The sequence below is a fragment of the Amycolatopsis sp. NPDC004169 genome (assembly GCF_040610315.1).
Classification (GTDB): Bacteria; Actinomycetota; Actinomycetes; order Mycobacteriales; family Pseudonocardiaceae; genus Amycolatopsis.
In genome coordinates this window covers 53,790-71,487 of sequence record NZ_JBEXMD010000009.1, presented here as the reverse complement: position 1 = coordinate 71,487, position 17,698 = coordinate 53,790, and the positions used below count along the sequence as shown (strand labels likewise).

The window sequence follows — 17,698 nt, the reverse complement described above, 5'->3', positions numbered from 1 at the left end:
CCCATCCACCGGGCCGCCAGGCGTGCCCCCGCGGCCTGCTCGGGGGCGCGGGCGTCACCCCGCCGGGGCGTACCACCGGGTCGTGGCCTGCGCGAGCAACACCCCCGACTCGTCGTACAGCGCCGAGCCGGCCGCGAGCCCCCCGCCACCGAAGCTGTCCAGGGCAGCCACCACCACGCACACCTCCCCGGCGACCGGCCGCCGGAGCACCTCCGCCCGCATCCAGCCGAGCACCTTCGGCGCGGCGACGAGGTCCGCCGTCCAGCCGGACGGGCAGTCCAGCGCGGCCCAGACGAACTCCGCGCGCACCCGGCCGTCCGCGGCCGACAGTCCCGCGTCCGGCACCCACGGGCAGGCCACCGTGTCGACCCGGTCCGGCACCGGCCCGGGCGAGAGCCGCAGGCCGTCCCCGGATTCGCGGTCGGGTCCGCAGGCGAAGCAGTGCGGGTACGGGTGTCCGCGGCGGCCGCGGTAGCCCGGGACCGCCGCGCGGGCCACGGAAACCGGCACCGGCGCGGGCGGCACGACCCGGTGGCGGGTCGGCGCGGCCGTGGCGACGAGCGCGCCGCCGTCCCACAGGTGGGTCCGGCGGCCGCCGGGCTCGGTCCGCAACGGCACGCCGAGCCGCGGCGGGGCGTGCAGGGTCACCGCCACCGGCTCCGCGCACGCACTGGCGAACAGCCCGCACGCGTAGCCGCCGTTGGCGCTGTCGTCCGGGCCGTTGAAGCGGGCGTCGATGGTGAGCGGCACGCCGTCCACTGTGCCCGGCGGAGCGGGTCCCGCGAAGTCCGACATTCCCCGCACACCCCGCCCGGTGCGGGGTTCTCCGGACTGTGGCCGCCACCGGCGGAGGCGGTGGAATGGGGACGAGCAACCGTCCTACAGAGAGATGTGACGAGCCGATGCGGACTGACACCAGAATCGTCAACTCCTGGAACGAGTGGGACACTCTCCAGGAGGTCGTCGTGGGCACCGCGGAGAACGCCTGCTTCGAGCCGACCGAGCCGGGGCACCGGCCCCAGGAGCGCGGGCTGTCCGAGCCACGCCCGTTCCCCACCGGCCCCAAACCCCGTGAGCTGAACGAAAAGGCCGAAGAGGAGCTCGCCGGGCTCGTCTCACTGCTCGAATCCCAGGGCGTCAAGGTGCGCCGCCCGTCGCCGCGGGACTACTCGATCCCGCTCAAGACGCCCACGTTCGAGGTGGAGAACCAGTACTGCGCGGTCTGCCCGCGGGACGTGATGATCACCCTGGGCAACGAGGTCCTCGAAGCGACGATGTCGCGGCGGTCGCGGTACTTCGAGTACGAGGCCTACCGGAGCCTCGTCTACGAGTACTGGGACGAGGACCCGCAGATGACCTGGTCGGTGGCGCCGAAGCCGTCCATGGCCGACGAGATGTACCGCCAGGACTTCTGGACGTGGCCGCTGTCGAAGCGGCACGAGGAGATGCACAACTTCGAGTTCTGCGTGACGCAGGACGAGGTCGTCTTCGACGCCGCGGACATGGCGCGGATGGGCAAGGACGTCTTCGTCCAGGAGTCGATGACCACCAACCGCGCCGGCATCCGGTGGCTGACCCGGCACCTGGAGCCGCGGGGCTTCCGCGTGCACCCGGTGCACTTCCCACTGGACTACTTCCCGTCCCACATCGACGCGACGTTCATCCCGCTGCGCGCGGGCCTGGTGCTCACCAACCCCGAGCGCCCGATCAGCAGCGGCGAGGAGAAGCTGTTCCTGGCCAACGACTGGGAGTTCGTGACCGCGCCCCAGCCGCTCACGAGCAACGACGAAATGCCCCGGTACTGCCAGTCGTCCAAGTGGGTCTCGATCAACGTGCTGAGCATCTCGCCGTCGAAGATCATCGTGGAGGAGCAGGAGAAGCCGCTGCAGGACCTGTTGTCGAGCCTGGGTTTCGAGGTGCTGCCGATCCCGTTCCGGCACGTGTACGAGTACGGCGGTTCGCTGCACTGCGCGACCTGGGACATCCGCCGCGACGGCGGGTGCGAGGACTACTTCCCCAACCAGAACGTGTGAGACCGGGTGGGCTTCCGGCTTCCGGAAGTCCGCTCCCCGGCCTCAATCCTGCTCGGCGATCAGCCTGGCCACGCTCGCCGGCCGCGAAGCGGCGAAGTAGTGGCCGCCGTCGGGCAGCTCCACCACCCGCACGTCCCGGGCCAGCCGGCTCCAGTCCCCCGGATCGCCGGGCACCTCGTCCGGGTCGTCGTCCGCCGCGAGCACCACCGTCACCGGCACGTCGAGCCGCTCGCCCGCGTCGAGCGCCTCCGCGAGGTACCCGCACGCCGCCGCCACGTCGTGCCGGTACGCCGCCGCCAGCTGCCTCCGGTGCTCCCCGGCGACCTCGGCCAGCTCCCGGCGTCCGCTTCCGACGAGCGCCGTGACGACCTCCTCGTCCGGCAGTGCCGCCACGGCCGCGGCCTGCGCCCGCCGGGCATCGCTGTCCCCCGGCACCTGGGCGCCGAGGTAGACCCGCCGGACGTCGTGACCGCGGGAGCGCAGCAGCCGCGCGGTGGCCAGTGCCGCGGCCACGCCCATCGAGTGCCCCCACACCGTCACCGGCCCCGGAGGCAGTTCGCCGGCGACCAGCTCGGCCAGCTCGGCCACCGGCACGGGGGCCGAGCCGCCGTCCCGGCCCGGCGGTTCCACGCCGTACACGGCCCAGCCCGCCGCGGCGAGCTCGCCGGCCAGTGGCACGTACGTCACCGCATTGCCGCCCGCGTACGGGAAGCACACCAGGGTCCGGCCCGCCGGCGGGGTCAGCCGGTGCAGCACCGGCCGGGCCTCGGGCACGCCGGTGTCGAGGACCGCGGCCAGGTCGGCGAGCACCGGGTGCGCGGTGACGTCGCCGAGCGAGATCGCCCGGTCCAGCTCGATCACCAGCTGCAGCGCCGAAAGCGACGAACCGCCGGAGGCGAAGAAGTCGTCGGTGCGGCCGACGCGGTCGGGCGCGACGCCCAGCACGGTGGCCCACGCGGCGGCGAGCCGGCGCTCGGCACCGTCGCGGGGCCGCTCGTCCTCGGCCATCGCCCGGTGCAGGCCGCCGGTGATCCGGGCCAGCTCCTTGCGGTCCACCTTTCCGTTGCCGGTCAGCGGAAGCACGTCGAGCCAGTACCAGTCGCGCGGCACCATGTAGTCGGGCAGCACCCGCGCGAGCGCCTCCACCAGCGGACCCGGCGCCAGCGACGGCGGCGCGGAGTAGCAGGCCACCAGCCGGGCCGTCTCGGCGGCGCCGGCCACGATCACCGTCGCCTCCCGCACGCCGGGCAGGCGCAGCAGCCGGTCTTCGATCTCGGCGATCTCGACGCGGAACCCGCGGATCTTGACCTGGGTGTCCCGCCGTCCGGAGAACTCCAGCCGCCCGTCGGGCGTCCACCGGCCGAAGTCCCCCGAGCGGTAAAGCCGTTGCCCCGCTTGGAAGGGACTCGCGGTGAAGGCAGGCGCGGTGCGGATCGGGTCGTTGACGTAACCGCGCGCCAGGCACCGGCCGGAGAACACGATCTCGCCGGTCGCGCCGAGCGGGACGGGCATCAGGTTGCCGTCGACGACGTGCACACCCACGCCCGGGATCGCCCGGCCCAGCGACACGCGCGCCCCCTCCGGCGCCCGGTCCATCACCTCGTGGTTGGTGTCGTCGCAGGTCTCGGTGAGCCCGTAGGCGTTGACCAGCAGCACGTCCGGGAGCACGGTGAACCAGCGGCGGACGAGCGCGGCCTTGAGCGCCTCGCCGGTCGCGGACACGCACCGCAGGGCGGGCAGCGCCCGCGGACGGCGCTCGAGGTGGCCCAGCAGCACCTCCAGGTACGACGGGACGAGCTGGGCGACCTCGACCCGGCTGCGGTCCAGCTCGGCCACGAACTGCTCGACGTCGAGCAGCGCCTGCTGCGACACGATGACCACGGTGCCGCCGGCCAGCAGCGGGGCGAGCAGCTGCCACAGGGAGATGTCGAAGCACTGCGGCGCGGTCTGCGCCACCACCGTGCCGCCCCGCACGCCCATGTCGTCGATCTTGGCCAGCACGTGGTTGAGCATCCCCTCGTGCTCGCACATGACGCCCTTGGGTTCGCCGGTGGAGCCGGAGGTGAAGTAGATGTAGGCGAGCTGCCCGGCGATCACCGGCGTCCCCGGGTCGGTGGCCGGGTGGCCGGCCCGCAGGACCTCGTCGATCCCGCGCGTCTCGATGCCCGGGGTGAGCCGGTCGACCACGGCGGCACCGACGTCGTCGGTGAGCGCGCGCCGGCACCCCGACCGGGTGACCATGGCGGCGATCCGCTCGAGGGGGAAGTGCGGTTCCACCGGGAGGTAGCAGCCGCCTGCCTTGAGCACGCCCAGCACGGCGACCAGCCACGGGATGGCGCGTTCGCCGACGACGGCGACGACGTCCTCCGCGGCCAGCCCGTCGGCCAGCAGGGCGTGCGCGACCTGGTTGGCGCGCTCGTCGAGCTCCCGGTAGGTGAGCCGGTCGAGCCCGGCGACGACGGCGATGTCGTCCGGCCGGGCGGCCGCGGTGTCCGCGACGAGCTGGTGCACCCGGCGGTCGGGCAGGTCGCGAGGCGCCCCGCTGAACGCGGTGAGCTGGTGCCGCAGTTCGGCTTCGCCGAGCAGGCACCGGCCCGCGTGCGCGGCGTCCGGGTCGGCCGCGGCCAGGCGCAGGGCGGTGCGGTGGTAGTCGGCGATCCGGGCGGCGTAGGCGTCGTCGACCCACTCCCGGCGGCACCGCACGACGAGCACGTCCCGGTCGAGTCCGATGTGGACGATCGCGTCCGCGCCCAGCTCGCCGTCCCCGACCACGGTGTCGCAGCGGGCCGGAACCGCCGGCGCGTCTTCCACGTGGGCGATCAGCTCACGCCAGGTGCGGTGCCCGAGATCGACCGCCCGCGCGCGGCCGTTGTGGACGGCCGTCACCACCGGCTCGCCGGTCAGCGCGCCCAGTACCACCGCGTGTGCGGCGAACAACACGCTGTCCCCGGCGCCCTCCGGCAGCGGGAACCGGTGCTCGGCGATCCCGGTCAGCCCGGTCGCCCAGCGGGGAATGGCCGGCGCGCCCTCGATCGCCTGCTCGGACACCGCAGTCATCACGGCCTCGCTTCCGCTCCGAGGTGGTCGCCGACTTCGGCGGCCGACATCGCCTGGATCCGCAGCACGATGCCCGCCACCTTGTCGACGTCGACCCCCGCGGCCACCCCGCGCTCGCGCAGCAGCGCGGCGAACGCCGCCACCGTCGGCGTTTCGACGAAGAAGTGCAGCGGGAAGTCGGTCCGGAACACCTCGCGCACCTGCGAGACGACCTGGGTGGCCAGCAGGGAATGCCCGCCCAGCACGAAGAAGTCGTCGTGCACGCCGATGTCCTTCGCGTCGAGCACCTGCTCCCAGATGCGGCAGAGCACCTTCTGCAGGGCCGTCTCCGGCGGCACGGACGCCTCGGCGGGCTGCCCCGGCTCGGGCAGCGCGTTCCGGTCGACCTTGCCGTTGGGCAGCAGCGGGAGCTCGTCGAGGACGGCGAACGCGGCCGGGATCATCGGTGCCGGCAGCCGGCCGGCCAGGTGGCGGCGCAGCTCGGCGGTGTCCGGCGGCGTCGCCCCCTCGGGCACCGTGAAGAAGCCCGCCAGCCGGGGGCCGGCCTCGCCCGTGAAGACCCGCACCGCGACGTGCTCGACAGCCGCGTGCGTGCGCAGCGCGCTCTCGATCTCTCCCGGCTCGACGCGGTAGCCGCGGATCTTGACCTGGCTGTCGAGCCGGCCGAGGAAGTCCAGCTCGCCGTCGGCGCGGCGGCGGACCCGGTCGCCGGTGCGGTACAGCCGGTCGCCGGCGCGGAAGGGGTGCGGCACCAGGGTTTCCGCGGTGTGGCCCGGCCGGTCGAGGTAGCCGCGCGTGAGCTGCACGCCGCCGAGGAACAGCTCCCCGGGCACCCCGTCCGGTGTCACCGCGAAGTCCGCGTCGAGCACGTACGCCTCGACGCCCGCGAGCGGGCGGCCGATCGGCACCGGCGTCGGCACCGGGCGGGTCACCTCGGCCGCGGTGGCGTCGAAGCAGACCTCGGTGGGGCCGTAGTAGTTCGTCAGCACGGCGCCGGGAACCAGCTCCAGGAACCGCTCCGCGGCCGGCGCGGGCAGTTCCTCGCCGCCGCAGACGACGAGCCGCAGCGTCGCCGCGGACTCGGCGAAGCGGGGTTCGGCCAGCGCCGTCACCAGCATCGACGGCACGAAGTCGCACGCGGTGACCCGGTGTTCGCGGATGAGCTCGAGCAGGTGGCCGGCGTCGGTGTGCCGCCCGGGTTCGGCGAAGACGACCCGGCCGCCCGCGCACAGCGGCACGAGCATCTCCCACAGCGACGGGTCGGAGCCGATCGGCGTCTTCTGCAGGACGACGTCGCCGGGCCCGAACCGGTGGCCGGTGACCATCTGCACCATCCGGTTGGCCACGCCGTGGTGGGTCAGCAGCGCACCCTTCGGCGTGCCGGTGGAGCCGGACGTGTAGAGCAGGCAGGCGGCGTTCGCCGGGTCGACGGGCACGCCGGGCCGCGCGGCCCGGCCGGCGGTCTCGGTCACGAGCACAGTGGTGCGGCCCGCCGCGGCGGGCCCCCCGGCGAGCTCGGGCGAAGTCACCACGACGGACGGCTCGGCGTCGCGCAGGATCAGGTCGAGCCGCTCGGCCGGCTGGTCGGGGTCGAGGGGCAGGTGGACCGCGCCCGCCTTGAGCACGCCGAGCAGGGCCACGAGCAGGCCGGGGCCCCGGTGCAGGGCGACGCCGACCCGGTCCTCCTGGCGCACCCCGCGCGCGACGAGGGCGGCCGCGAGCCCGTTCGCCCGCTCGTCCAGCTCGCGGTAGGTCAGGGGCTCGCCACCGAGCACCGCGACGGCGTCCGGCGTCCGGTCGGCCTGCGCCTCCACCAGCGCGTGCATCGACGTGGGCGCCACCGCGGGCACGGCCGCGCCGCTCGCCCCGGTCAGCACCCGGTCCCGTTCCTGCGGGGTGAGGACCGGGATGGCGGTGAGGGCGAGCCCGGGGTCTTCGGCGACCGCGGCGAGCACCGTCCGCAGCGCGACGGCGATCCGGGTGGCGGTGCCGGCGTCGAACAGGTCGGTCGCGTAGACCAGCCAGCCCGAGCAGCCGCCGTCGTCGTCCGGGGCGAGTTCGAGGCTGAGGTCGAGGTCGGACCCCACGCGGGGCAGTTCCTCGTTGACCACGTCCAGGCCGCTCAGCCGGGGCGCGGCCAGCGGGACGTTGCGCAGCGCGAACAGCACCCGCGGCAGGTCCGGCCGTCCGCCGTGGCGGGTCACCCCGGCCTCGCGCACGACCTGCTCGAACGGCACGTCCTGGTGCCGGAAGGCGGCCAGGCAGACCGTGCGGACCCGGGCCACCAGCTCGCGGAACGAACCGGCGCCGGTCAGGTCGACCCGCAGCGCCAGCGTGTTGACGAAGAACCCGACGAGCCGTTCCAGCTCCGGGCGCGACCGCCCGGCCACCGGGGTGCCCACCACCAGGTCCGGTTGCCCGGACCAGCGCTGCAGCACGACGCTGAACGCGGCCAGCAGCACCATGAACGGGGTCGCTTCCGCCGCGCGGGCGTGCGCGCCCAGTGCCGCGGCCACCGCGGGCTCGATCCGGACCGGGACCGAGGCGCCCCCGAAGGTCGGCCGGACCGGGCGGGGCCGGTCGCCTGCCAGGTCCAGCGGTGGCGCGCCGTCGAGCGCCTGCCGCCAGAAGTCCAGGTCGCGGGCGACGGCGTCGGCCGGGCGGTCCCGCAGCCAGAGCGCGTAGTCGCCGTACTGGACGGGCAGCTCGGGCAGGTCCGGCGGCCGCACGGCCACGGCGGCGCCGTACAGCTCGGCCAGCTCCTCGACCAGCACGCCGAGCGACCAGCCGTCGATGACGGCGTGGTGGACGCACAGCGCGAGCACCCACTCCTCCGGCCGGTCGGTGACCCGCCACAGCCCGGCCCGCAGCAGCGGCGGCCCGGCCAGGTCGAACGGTTCGCCGGTCAGCCGCAACACCTCGGCGTCGACCTCTGCGGCGGTGCCCGCGCCCTCGGTGAGCGGCACCGCGGCGGCCGGGTGCACCACCTGGCCGGGGACGTGGTCGTCGCCGACCTCGAACCCGGTGCGCAGCGGCTCGTGCCGCGCCACCAGGCCGGCCAGCGCCACCCGCAGGGCCGCGGGGTCGGGCGTGCCGCGCAGCCGCAGGCGGATCGGCAGCAGGTAGGTCACCGAGCCCGGGTCGAGCTGGTGCAGGTAGAAGAGCCGTTCCTGGCCCGGCGAGCAGGGCAGCCGGTCGGTGCCGGGTGGCCGGCGGGGGATCTCCCCCGTGCTCGTCCGCTCGGCCCGGCGGGCGCCGAGCCGGCTGAGCAGCAGGGCCCGGCGCTCCTCGGACAGCTCGCTGACCGCCCGGTTCAGCCGGTCGGCGTCGGACAGCTGCTCGTCGGTCATCCGGCGTCTCCCCAGTCCGTTTCGGCGCACCCGCCCCTCCGCCCCGAGGCTTCCCGCCCGCACCGGCGCGGGAAAGTCGGGGATCCCTCCGCCGCCGGCCGGGGCACATCAGGGAGTTCCCTGACTGGCAGCCGGATGACGGCCCCGACACGCTCGGGTCGCGGGCGGCCCCACCCCGCGACGTCTGGAGGATCGGCGATCATGCTCGAAGGAGTCAGCGTCGGGGGGACGGCAGCGCCCCAGGAGGTGCTGGCCGCACTCGTGGCGGTCACCGCCCGGCGCACGCACAGCGACACGATCGCCGTGACCGGCGACGTCCCCGTCGAGCTGGACCTGGCCGCCGACCCGGCGTTCGCCACCCTCACCGCCCGGGTCGCCACCCTGACCGGCCCGCAGTACGCCGTCGGTGGCATCCGGCTGGCGGTCGCCGACGGCCGGGTCTCCCTGCACGGCGACGGCGAACTCGCGCGGGTCGCCGGCCAGGTCGACCGCGCACTCGCTTGCGCATCGCACACCCCGGGACTCCGGGTGTCCGAGCTCGACCTCGCCTCGGACGCCGACCGGGCCCTGGTCGCCACGTTCGAGAGCGGGGCGCCGGCCGCGCCCGCCCGGCTCGTGCACGACCTGGTCGACGCGCAGGCCCGGCGGACCCCGGACGCCCCGGCGCTGACCGACGGCGGCACCACGCTCTCCTACCGGTGGCTGGCCGAGCGCGCCGAGGCGCTGGCCGGCCGGCTGGCCGAGGCGGGCGTGCGGCCCGGCGAGGTGGTCGGCGTGCTCGGCGACCGGTCGGCCGGGCTGATCGCCGCGCTGCTGGCCGTGCTGAAGGCGGGCGGCGCGTACCTGGCGCTGGCCCCGGACTGGCCGGAAGCCCGGCTCGCCGGCCTGCTCGACGACGCCGGCGTCCGGGTCGTGCTGACCGCCCCGGAGCCGTCCGGGCCGGTGCCGGGCGGCCGCACGGCGATCCCGTTCGACGCGGCACCGGCCGCGTCCGCGTCACTGCCTCGCGGCCTGTCCCCCGGCTCGCTCGCCTACGTCAGCTACACCTCCGGGTCCACCGGCGCCCCCAAGGGCGTCTGCGTGCCGCACCGGGCAGTGGCCCGGCTCGTGCACGAACCGGACTGGCTGCACGCGCGCGCCGACGACGTCTTCCTCCAGGCCGCCCCGGTCGCCTTCGACGCGTCCACGCTGGAGATCTGGGCGCCGCTGACCACCGGGGCCCGGCTCGTGCTGCTGCCGCCCGGCCGGGTCGACCCGGCCGAGCTCGCCGCCGTCGTGGCGGCCGAGCGGGTCAGCGTCCTCTGGCTGACCGCCGGGCTCTTCCACCAGCTGGCCGACCACCACCTCGACCGGCTGGCCGGGGTGCGCCACCTGATCGCGGGCGGCGACGTCATCGCCGCCGACGCCGTGCGACGGCTGCTGACCGCCCACCCGGGCCTGGTGTTCACCAACGGCTACGGCCCCACCGAGAACACCACCTTCACCGCCTGCGCCACCTTCGAGGAACCGCCGGGGGCCGGCCCGCTGCCGATCGGCAGGCCGATCCGGGGCACCCGGGTCCGGGTGCTCGACCGGCTCGGCAGACCGGTGCCGCCGGGGGTGGTGGGCGAGCTGCACGCGCTCGGCGACGGCCTCGCCCTCGGCTACCTCGGCCGTCCCGCGGCCACCGCGGCCGTGTTCACGCCGGCCGGCGGCGGGGGACGCCAGTACCGCACCGGGGACCTGGCGCGCTGGCGGCCGGACGGCTCGCTGGACTTCCTCGGCCGGGCCGACGACCAGGTCAAGATCAACGGCTACCGGGTCGAACCGGCCGAGGTCGCCGCCGTGCTCGGCACGCACCCCGCGGTGACCGCCGCCGTGGCGCTGCCGGAACCGGGGGCGGCCGGGAGCACCCGGCTCGCCGCCTACGTCGTGCCGTCCGGCGACGGCGTCTCCGGGCCGGCGCTGCGCGACTGGCTGCGCGAGCGGGTCCCGGAGTTCCTGGTGCCCGCCCGGATCGTCACCCTCGATGCGTTCCCGTTGACCCCCAACGGAAAGCTCGACCGGGCCGCGCTGCCCGCCGCGGCCGGCGATCCGGTCGTGCCCGAAGCGAACGGCACGCCGGAGAACGGGCTCGAGCGGTTCCTCTGCGCCCTGTGGGCGAAGGTGCTCATGGTGGACAGCGTCGGCGTCGACGACGACTTCTTCGAGCTGGGCGGGCATTCGCTGGTCGCGGCCGACCTGCTCGGTCAGTTGCAGCAGGACTTCGGTGTGGAGCTGCCCGCGCGCACGTTCTACCTCAGCCCGACGATCGCCGAACTGGCCGAGCTGGAGGAGCTGCGTCCGCTGCGCGAAAGCTTCGAGGCCCCGCTGTCGTGACACCACTACCAAAGTTGGTAGTCCACAGTGGACGAGGGGGCTGGATCCACGACACCCGTACGACATCTGTGGTACAAGTGGATGGCGGTCGTGGGCCATCAGGACGCATCGATCGGGAGGACACCGACATCCTGGGGGATCAAGGTATGCCATCGATTCACGGGTACAACGACGTGCCCGAGCCGGCTTCACCCGGGCCGGCTCCGCAAGTCCCCCGTCCCCGTTCCGCCGCCCCGTGGTGGCAGGACGCGCGGGGCCGCGAGGCGGAGCTCGCCCGGCTCACCGGCATCGTGGACGGCGCCGAGCCCGGCGTCCGCGCGGTGCGGATCAGCGGTGAGCCGTGGAGCGGGAAGTCCGGGCTGCTGGCCGCGCTGGCGGGCCACGCGAAGGCCCGCGGCTGGGCGGTCGCCTGCGGCGCGGCGGGCCCGCTGCCGGGAGCACTGCCCTTCGGCGTTTTCTCCGACGCCCTCGACGACCTGCTGACCACCCGGCACCCGGCGCTGCTCGACGGCTTCCCGAAGTACCACGTCTCCTGGCTGGCCGGCATCTACCCGGCGCTGGCCCAGTACTCGCCCGACGCGGCCGTCCCGACCGAGCCGTCGGAGCTGCGGCACCTCTTCCACGCGGTGCGCGCGCTGCTCGAACGGCTCAGCGCGGGCGGCCCGCTGCTGCTGGTGGTCGACGACCTGCAGTGGGCGGACCCCGCGTCGGTCGACCTGTTCACCCACCTGATCCGGCGCCCGCCGGACGCGCCGGTCCTGCTGGTGACCGCGCTGCGCCCCCGCCAGACCCCGGGCGACCTGCTGGCGCTGCTCGAGGAGGGTGTCGACGGCGTCGCGCACATCGAGCTGCCCGCGCTGCCCGACGACCACCTCGGCCCGCTGCTGCCGCCGGGCCTGCCCGCCGACCGCCGCCGGGCCCTGATCGACGCCGCGGACGGCAACCCGGGCGTGCTGCGCGCCTTGGCGGCGGAGGACTCCTCCGCCGGATCCGCGCTCCCGGTGTCGCCGCTGCGCGAGTTCCGCACGCTGACCCCGTTCACCTGGACCGTCGCGCACGCCGCGGCCCTGTTGCGCGAGTCGTTCGACACCGGGCTGCTGGCGGCGGTGGCGGAAGGCGGCGAAGTCCCGACCAGGGCCGCCGTCGACGAGCTCGTCGCGCAGGACATCCTGCGGGTGGACGCGGCCACCGGGACGTTCCGGTTCCGCAACGCGCTGCTGCGCGCGACCGCGCACCGGGCCGCCGGTGCGGCCTGGCGGCTCGGCGCGCACGCCCGGGCGGCCGCGGCCCTGCGCGAGCGGGAGGCCCCCGCCCCGGAAATCGCGTTCCACCTGGCCCACTGCGCGCTGGCCGAGGAGAACGACGCGGCCGGGATCCTGGTCGACGCCGCCCGCGAAGTCCGCTGGACGAGACCGGCGGACGCCGCCGCCTGGCTGCGCCGCGCGCTGGACCCGCGCGGCCCGGTGTGCGCGGACCACGTGCCGCTGCTGGCGATCGCGCTCGTGGTCACCGGCTGCACGGCCGACGCCCGCGCCTTGTTCGACCAGGTGGCCCACTGCCCGGAGACGGCGTTGTGGGCGGGGCGGGCCCTGCACCTGGAGGGCAACCGCGAGGCCGCGGGCGACCTGCTCCGCATCGGGCTGCGCATCGCCGACCCCGGCGACCACCGAACGCAGGCCCGGCTGGTCGCGGAGCTCCTCGCCACCACGGTCGGCAGCCGCCCCACGGCGGTCCCCGACCTGTCGATCCTCTCGTCCGTGAAGGGCATCCCGGGCCTCGCCCAGCTGGCCGACCACCTGGACCCCCTCGCCGACGCGGGACCGCGAGCGTTGCTGCTGGCCATGGCGACGCTCACCGACCCGACCGGCCGGGCGGCCGAGGACCAGCTGCTGAAGGCAAGGACGTTGATGGCCAACGCGGCCGACGCGGACCTGGCCCCGGACGTCGCCCCGCTGTACTGGCTGGCCCGGGCCGAGCACGCGCTGACCCGAGACGACCAGGCCGGCCACCACCTGCGCCGCGCCCTCGCGATCGCCACCCGGTACGGGCACCGGTACGTCCTCGAAAGCCTCACCACCCTGCTCGACCACCTCGACACCGACCGCAACCCGGAGCCGGACGGCCCGCCCGCGGACGTGCCGGGCCCGCCGCGCGAGGAGCCGGAGGGCGGAACGGCGGACCTGCCGTCGGAGCTGGCCCAGCTGAGCGGCCGCGAGCGCGAGATCTCCCGGTTGGTCAGCGACGGCCGGACGAACCAGCAGATCGCGCGGACATTGGGGTTGAGCCACAAGACGGTGGAGACCTACCTGGCGCGGATCTTCAAGAAGCTCGCGCTGTGCTCGCGGGCCCAGCTCGCGACCATCGTGGGCCGCTCGGTCTCCACACCCGGGGGTCCCCCGATCCCGGCGTTCGCCCACCCGACGGACCCGTCGGCCCATGTCGGCTCCGAACGGCTGATGCCCGCCTGACCCGTCAAGAACCCCCGCGGCGCAACGCCGACAACGCCGTAGCCGCCACCGCATCGGCCACTGTGGACAGTGCAGGCAGGTCCAGTTTCCACTGCTGCCAGTAAAGCGGCACGTCCACCGGCCGGTCCGCCGCGAGCGGTACCAGCCTCCCCGCCCGCAACCCGGGCGCCGCCTGCACTTCCGGCACCATGCCCCACCCCAGCCCCGCCTCCACCGCGGCCACGACCATCTCCGAAGCCGGGACGTAGTGCCGCAACGGGCTCGCCCCGGCGCCGCCCAAAAGCCGCACGAACGCGTCCTGCAGGTCGTCGTGGTCGTCGAACAGCACCACGGGTGCGGTCGCCAGGTCGTCGCGCAGCGCACCCGTGAACCACCGCGCCACGAACTCGGGCCGGGCGAGCGGCAGGTAGCGGAGGGCACCGAGCGGCCGCACCGAGCAGCCCTGCACCGGCGCGGCCGAGGACGTCACCGCCGCCATCACCCGGCCTTCGCGCAGCAACGTCGTCGTGTGCTCCTGGTCTTCCCGGTGCAGTTCGAAACAGATCGGCGGTTCGGCGGCGATCCCGGCGAGCGCGGGCAGGAACCAGGTGGACAGCGAGTCGGCGTTGACGGCGATCGGCACCCGCACGGGCTCGCCGCTCATCCCCAGCTCGGCCCGCGCGTCCCGCTCCAGCGCGGCGAGCCGCCGCGCGAACCGGACGACGATCTGCCCGGACTCCGTCACCCGCACGGGTTTCGTGCGGGTCACCAGCACGCTCCCGGTCCGCTGTTCGAGGGCCTTCACCCGCTGGCTCACCGCGGACGGCGTCACGTGCAGGATTGCCGCGGCCGCGTCGAAAGTCCCCGCGTCGACGACGGCGAGCAACGTCCGGACCTGGTCCAGCGGGAGATCGGTCATCACGCAACCTGATGTTACGGCGAAATCATGAGCAGCCCTGTTCAGAGCTCTCGGACGTGCAGCAGCGACCGCACGTTCAGCCGCCGCCGCACCTGGTTGCCGTGCAACGCGTCCACCACGGTCGCGGCGCCGAGCCAGGTGGCCCCGGCATCGCCGGTGAGCAGCCAGGCACTGTGCGCCTGTCCCCCGGTTTCGATCCAGTCGTCGACGAACAGCACGCGGTCGCCGCCGCCGAGCAGGTGCCTGCGGAAGCCGAAGTTCAGGTGCCGGTCCTGGTAGTCGGGCGGCGACGTGCGCCGCAGCCAGGCGTCGCTGTCGACGGACGTCCCCCGGTTCTTGGTCACCTCCACGAACCCGACGCCGAAGTGCAGCGCGACCAGCGGCCCCAGCAGGCAGCCGCTGGACTCCGGCCCCAGCACGACCGTCGGCGGCCGCTCGGCGAACAGCTCCGCCAGCGCGGGCCCGAGGCCGGCCAGCAGCTCGGGCCGGCGCCACCAGCCGGTGATGTCGGCGTAGCGGTATTCGTCCGAGCGGTCCCCGCGCCAGGCGAAGGCGCGGCGAAGCCCGGACTTCACCTCTTCCAGCCGCACATCTGCAGACACCCGCCGATGATCGCCGCGCGGCCGGGCCGGGGGCAATCGGATTACCGTCGGCGCACGGCACGTCCCCGCCGGCCGCGGGCTCCTGGCGGCAGCGGGCCGGCAGGTCGAGGCAGGCGTCGGCGGCGATCCGGTACAGCCACGCCCGCACCGTCGGGCGGCCCGCGAAGGTCTCCCGCCGGTGCCGAGAACGCCGGCTCCTCCAGCCGCGTGTCCGCACTCATCCCGAGCGGCCCCGCTCACCCAGGCGTTCGCACCGGAGCAGCCTTGGCTCGATAAGTCGACTTCTTCGCCTGGTTGCCGCACACCCCCATCGAGCACCACCGCCGCGTCCCCGGGCGGGACGTGTCCAGGAACAACGCGCCGCACCGGGTTCCCTCGCAGCGCCGGACCCGCGCGAACTCCGGGGACGTCACCAGCTCCAGCGCGTCCCGGGCCAGCAGCGCCAGCATCGCCGACGCGGGATCCTCGGCCTGCCAGCGCAGTTCGCCCGACGGCGTCAGCGCGGGCGACGGCACCGGCAGGGCCGCCGTCCGGTTCAGCCGCTGCCGTGTCGCCGGGCGCACCGAGGTCGTCAGCAGCTCGTGGATCGCCTCGCGGACCGCGCGGGCTTCCGCCGCCGACTCCGGGCGGACCGGCGTGGCGAACGGGCCGAACCGGTCGATCCACGCGCCCCACGCCGGCGCGTCCGGCAGCTCTTCGGTCTCCGACGGTGTCCCCCGGTACCGGAGCGTCCGGATGAAGTCGAGGCACGGGCGGCCCGCCCCCGCGCGGAATCTCTCCGTCATACGGGTCACAGTACGCCGGAACCGGTTTGACTGGTACCGTCGGGAACCGATCAAACCGGTTCCAATCCTGGGGGCGCAGATGACCGAGACCGAACAGAAGGCCCCGCCCGGCTGGCTCGTGCTGCTGCTGGCCGTCTCCTGTGGACTGACGGTCGCCAACCTGTACTACGCCCAGCCGCTGCTCGCCGAGCTGCGGCAGGCGTTCGGCGTCGGCGAAGCCGCCGCCGGCGGGGTGGTCACCGCCACCCAGCTCGGGTACGCCGCCGGGATGCTGCTGCTCGTCCCGCTCGGCGACCGGCTGGAGAACCGCGGCCTGGTCGCGACGCTGCTCGCGGTCGCCTGCGCCGGGCTGGTCGTCACCGGGATCGCGCCGGGCTTCGCCGTGCTGCTGCTGGCTTCGCTGGCCGTCGGGGCGGCGTCGGTCGTCGTGCAGATCCTGATCCCGTTCGCCGCGGACCTGTCCCCCGACGCGATCCGCGGCCGGATCGTCGGGCGCGTGGTCAGCGGCCTGCTGTTCGGCATCCTGCTCTCGCGCGTCGTCGCCAGCCTGCTCGCCGAGGTGACGAGCTGGCGGGTGGTGTTCCTGATCTCGGCCGGGGCGATGGCGGTGCTCGCCGTCGTGCTGCGCTTCATCCTGCCGCCGCGCGCGCCGAAGACCGACGTCCCCTACGGCGAGCTGCTCCGCTCGACGTTCGCGATGGCCCGCAAGCACCCGGCGTTGCGGCACCGGGCCCTGTACCAGGCGGCGATGTTCGGTGCGTTCAGCGCGTTCTGGACGACGATCGCGTTCGTCCTGACGGCCCCGCCGTTCAACTACTCCCAGCTGGGCGTGGGCCTGTTCGCACTGGCGGGCGCCGCGGGTGCGGCGGTGGCCCCGCTGGCCGGGCGGTGGTCGGACCACGGCCACGGCCGCCGGCTGACCGCGGCGGCGTTCGTCGTCTGCGCGGCGGCGTTCGCGCTGGCCGGGTTCGGCGCGCACAGCGTGGTGCTGCTGGCGATCGCGGCGATCGCGATCGACACGGCGGTCCAGGCGACGCTGGTGACCGGGCAGCACGTGATCTACCAGCTCGACCCGTCGGCGCGCGCCCGCGTGAACAGCATGTACCTGGGCACGTTCTTCATCGGCGGCGCCATCGGGTCCCAGGCCGGCTCGATCGCCTACCACCTCGGCGGCTGGACGGCCGTCGTCGTGTTCGCGGGGGTGCTCCCGCTGCTCGGCCTGGCCGGGATGACGCGCACCCGCGTCTAACGCGCCAGCAACCCCAGCACCAAAGCCAGCGGCGGCCAGACCTCCCGCCCCCGCCGCGTGCACGCGAACGCCCGCTGCCGCACGTCCGGCCCCGCCAACGGCAGCAGCGCCACCCCGTCCCGGGTCACCCGCCCCGACGGCAGCAACCCGACCGCCGGTGCCGGCCCGGTCGCGATCAGGTCCTCGACCAGCTCCAGGCTGTCGGCCCGGTGCGTCACGTCCGGCGTGAACCCCGCCTTCGCCGCCAGCCGGCGGACCACGTCCTCGTCGGCCGTGTTGCGCGAGTTCACGATCCACCCGTGGTCCCGGAACGCCTCGAAGACCGCCACCGTTCCCTCGCCACGGACCCGGCCCGCGTCCGGGGCCGGGACGGCCAAGCCCCACCCGGCCGTCCACAAGGGACGCACCGCGAGCGCCGGGTCCACCCGCGCCGGGGCGAGGTCGTAGTCGTAGGTCAACGCCAGGTCGACGTCGTCGGCCAGCAGGGCCTCGATCGCCTCCGCCGGCTCGTACTCGCTGATCCGCAACCGGACCCGCGGGTGGTGCGCGGCGAGCGCGGCCGCCGCGGGGAGCACCGAACGCCGCACCGCCGTCGCGAAGCCCGCGACGCGCACGGTGCCGGCCGGCTCCGCGTCCGGATCGAGGTCGGCCCGGGCGGCCTCCACCGCCGCGAGGATCGTCACGGCGTGCTCGGCCAGGCGCCGGCCCGCGGGGGTGAGCCGGACCCGGCGGCCGTCCGGCTCCAGGAGGGGCACGCCGGTTTCCCGCGCCAGCACGGCGATCTGCTGCGAGACCGAAGACGTCGTGGTCCCGAGCACGTCCGCCACCGCGCGCATCGAGCCGTGGCGGGACAGCTCGAGCAGGAACCGGAGGCGGCGGGTGTCCACCCCGGACATTG

General features: G+C 75.0%; 11 protein-coding genes. 4 read left to right on the top strand and 7 right to left on the bottom strand.

The features are described 5' to 3' along the window. Window positions 1-54: 54 nt before the first annotated feature. Window positions 55-795, bottom strand: a complete 741-nt coding sequence (locus ABZX11_RS14600; protein ID WP_354913198.1) for a hypothetical protein — start codon at window positions 793-795, stop codon at window positions 55-57. A 107-nt stretch (window positions 796-902) separates the two neighbouring features. Here ABZX11_RS14600 and ABZX11_RS14595 point away from each other — a divergent pair, with 107 nt between their 5' ends. Continuing rightward, complete coding sequence (locus ABZX11_RS14595; protein ID WP_354913196.1) at window positions 903-2,033, top strand: glycine amidinotransferase; 1,131 nt, start codon at window positions 903-905, stop codon at window positions 2,031-2,033. Between the two features lie 42 nt (window positions 2,034-2,075). On the opposite strand, the gene ABZX11_RS14590 is transcribed toward ABZX11_RS14595, so the two are convergent. Together ABZX11_RS14590 and ABZX11_RS14585 are read right to left on the bottom strand one after the other, a co-directional pair. Further along, window positions 2,076-5,090 carry an amino acid adenylation domain-containing protein gene (locus tag ABZX11_RS14590; RefSeq protein ID WP_354913194.1) on the bottom strand — a complete coding sequence of 1,005 codons (3,015 nt, stop codon included), beginning with the start codon at window positions 5,088-5,090 and terminating at the stop codon, window positions 2,076-2,078. Continuing rightward, the gene (locus ABZX11_RS14585; RefSeq protein ID WP_354913192.1) at window positions 5,090-8,440 is read right to left on the bottom strand and encodes an amino acid adenylation domain-containing protein; all 3,351 of its coding nucleotides are present in this window, start codon (window positions 8,438-8,440) and stop codon (window positions 5,090-5,092) included. Before ABZX11_RS14585 ends, ABZX11_RS14590 begins: the two co-directional genes overlap by 1 nt. 201 nt (window positions 8,441-8,641) lie before the next feature. Here ABZX11_RS14585 and ABZX11_RS14580 point away from each other — a divergent pair, with 201 nt between their 5' ends. Then, window positions 8,642-10,798 carry a non-ribosomal peptide synthetase gene (locus ABZX11_RS14580; protein WP_354913190.1) on the top strand — a complete coding sequence of 719 codons (2,157 nt, stop codon included), beginning with the start codon at window positions 8,642-8,644 and terminating at the stop codon, window positions 10,796-10,798. A gap of 146 nt (window positions 10,799-10,944) precedes the next feature. Continuing rightward, window positions 10,945-13,266, top strand: coding sequence for a LuxR family transcriptional regulator (locus tag ABZX11_RS14575; RefSeq protein ID WP_176171517.1), 2,322 nt, complete (start codon window positions 10,945-10,947; stop codon window positions 13,264-13,266). A gap of 4 nt (window positions 13,267-13,270) precedes the next feature. Here the strand turns inward: ABZX11_RS14575 and ABZX11_RS14570 are convergent, their stop codons facing one another. The 3 genes from ABZX11_RS14570 to ABZX11_RS14560 all read right to left on the bottom strand — a co-directional run bounded on the left by ABZX11_RS14570 (window position 13,271) and on the right by ABZX11_RS14560 (window position 15,551). Beyond that, on the bottom strand, window positions 13,271-14,164 hold the full coding sequence (locus tag ABZX11_RS14570) for a LysR family transcriptional regulator ArgP (protein ID WP_354913188.1): 894 nt from the start codon (window positions 14,162-14,164) through the stop codon (window positions 13,271-13,273). A 41-nt stretch (window positions 14,165-14,205) separates the two neighbouring features. Beyond that, complete coding sequence (locus ABZX11_RS14565) at window positions 14,206-14,766, bottom strand: phosphoribosyltransferase family protein (protein ID WP_354913186.1); 561 nt, start codon at window positions 14,764-14,766, stop codon at window positions 14,206-14,208. Window positions 14,767-15,002: 236 nt separating this feature from the next. After that, window positions 15,003-15,551, bottom strand: coding sequence for an ABATE domain-containing protein (locus ABZX11_RS14560; protein WP_176171519.1), 549 nt, complete (start codon window positions 15,549-15,551; stop codon window positions 15,003-15,005). A gap of 79 nt (window positions 15,552-15,630) precedes the next feature. Here ABZX11_RS14560 and ABZX11_RS14555 point away from each other — a divergent pair, with 79 nt between their 5' ends. Then, on the top strand, window positions 15,631-16,800 hold the full coding sequence (locus ABZX11_RS14555) for an MFS transporter (protein WP_176171520.1): 1,170 nt from the start codon (window positions 15,631-15,633) through the stop codon (window positions 16,798-16,800). Here ABZX11_RS14555 and ABZX11_RS14550 read toward each other — a convergent pair. Further along, a complete protein-coding gene (locus tag ABZX11_RS14550) occupies window positions 16,797-17,696 on the bottom strand; it encodes a LysR family transcriptional regulator (RefSeq protein ID WP_354913183.1) in 900 nt (299 codons plus the stop codon). The two genes, ABZX11_RS14555 and ABZX11_RS14550, sit on opposite strands and share 4 nt — an antisense overlap. Window positions 17,697-17,698: the final 2 nt, after the last annotated feature.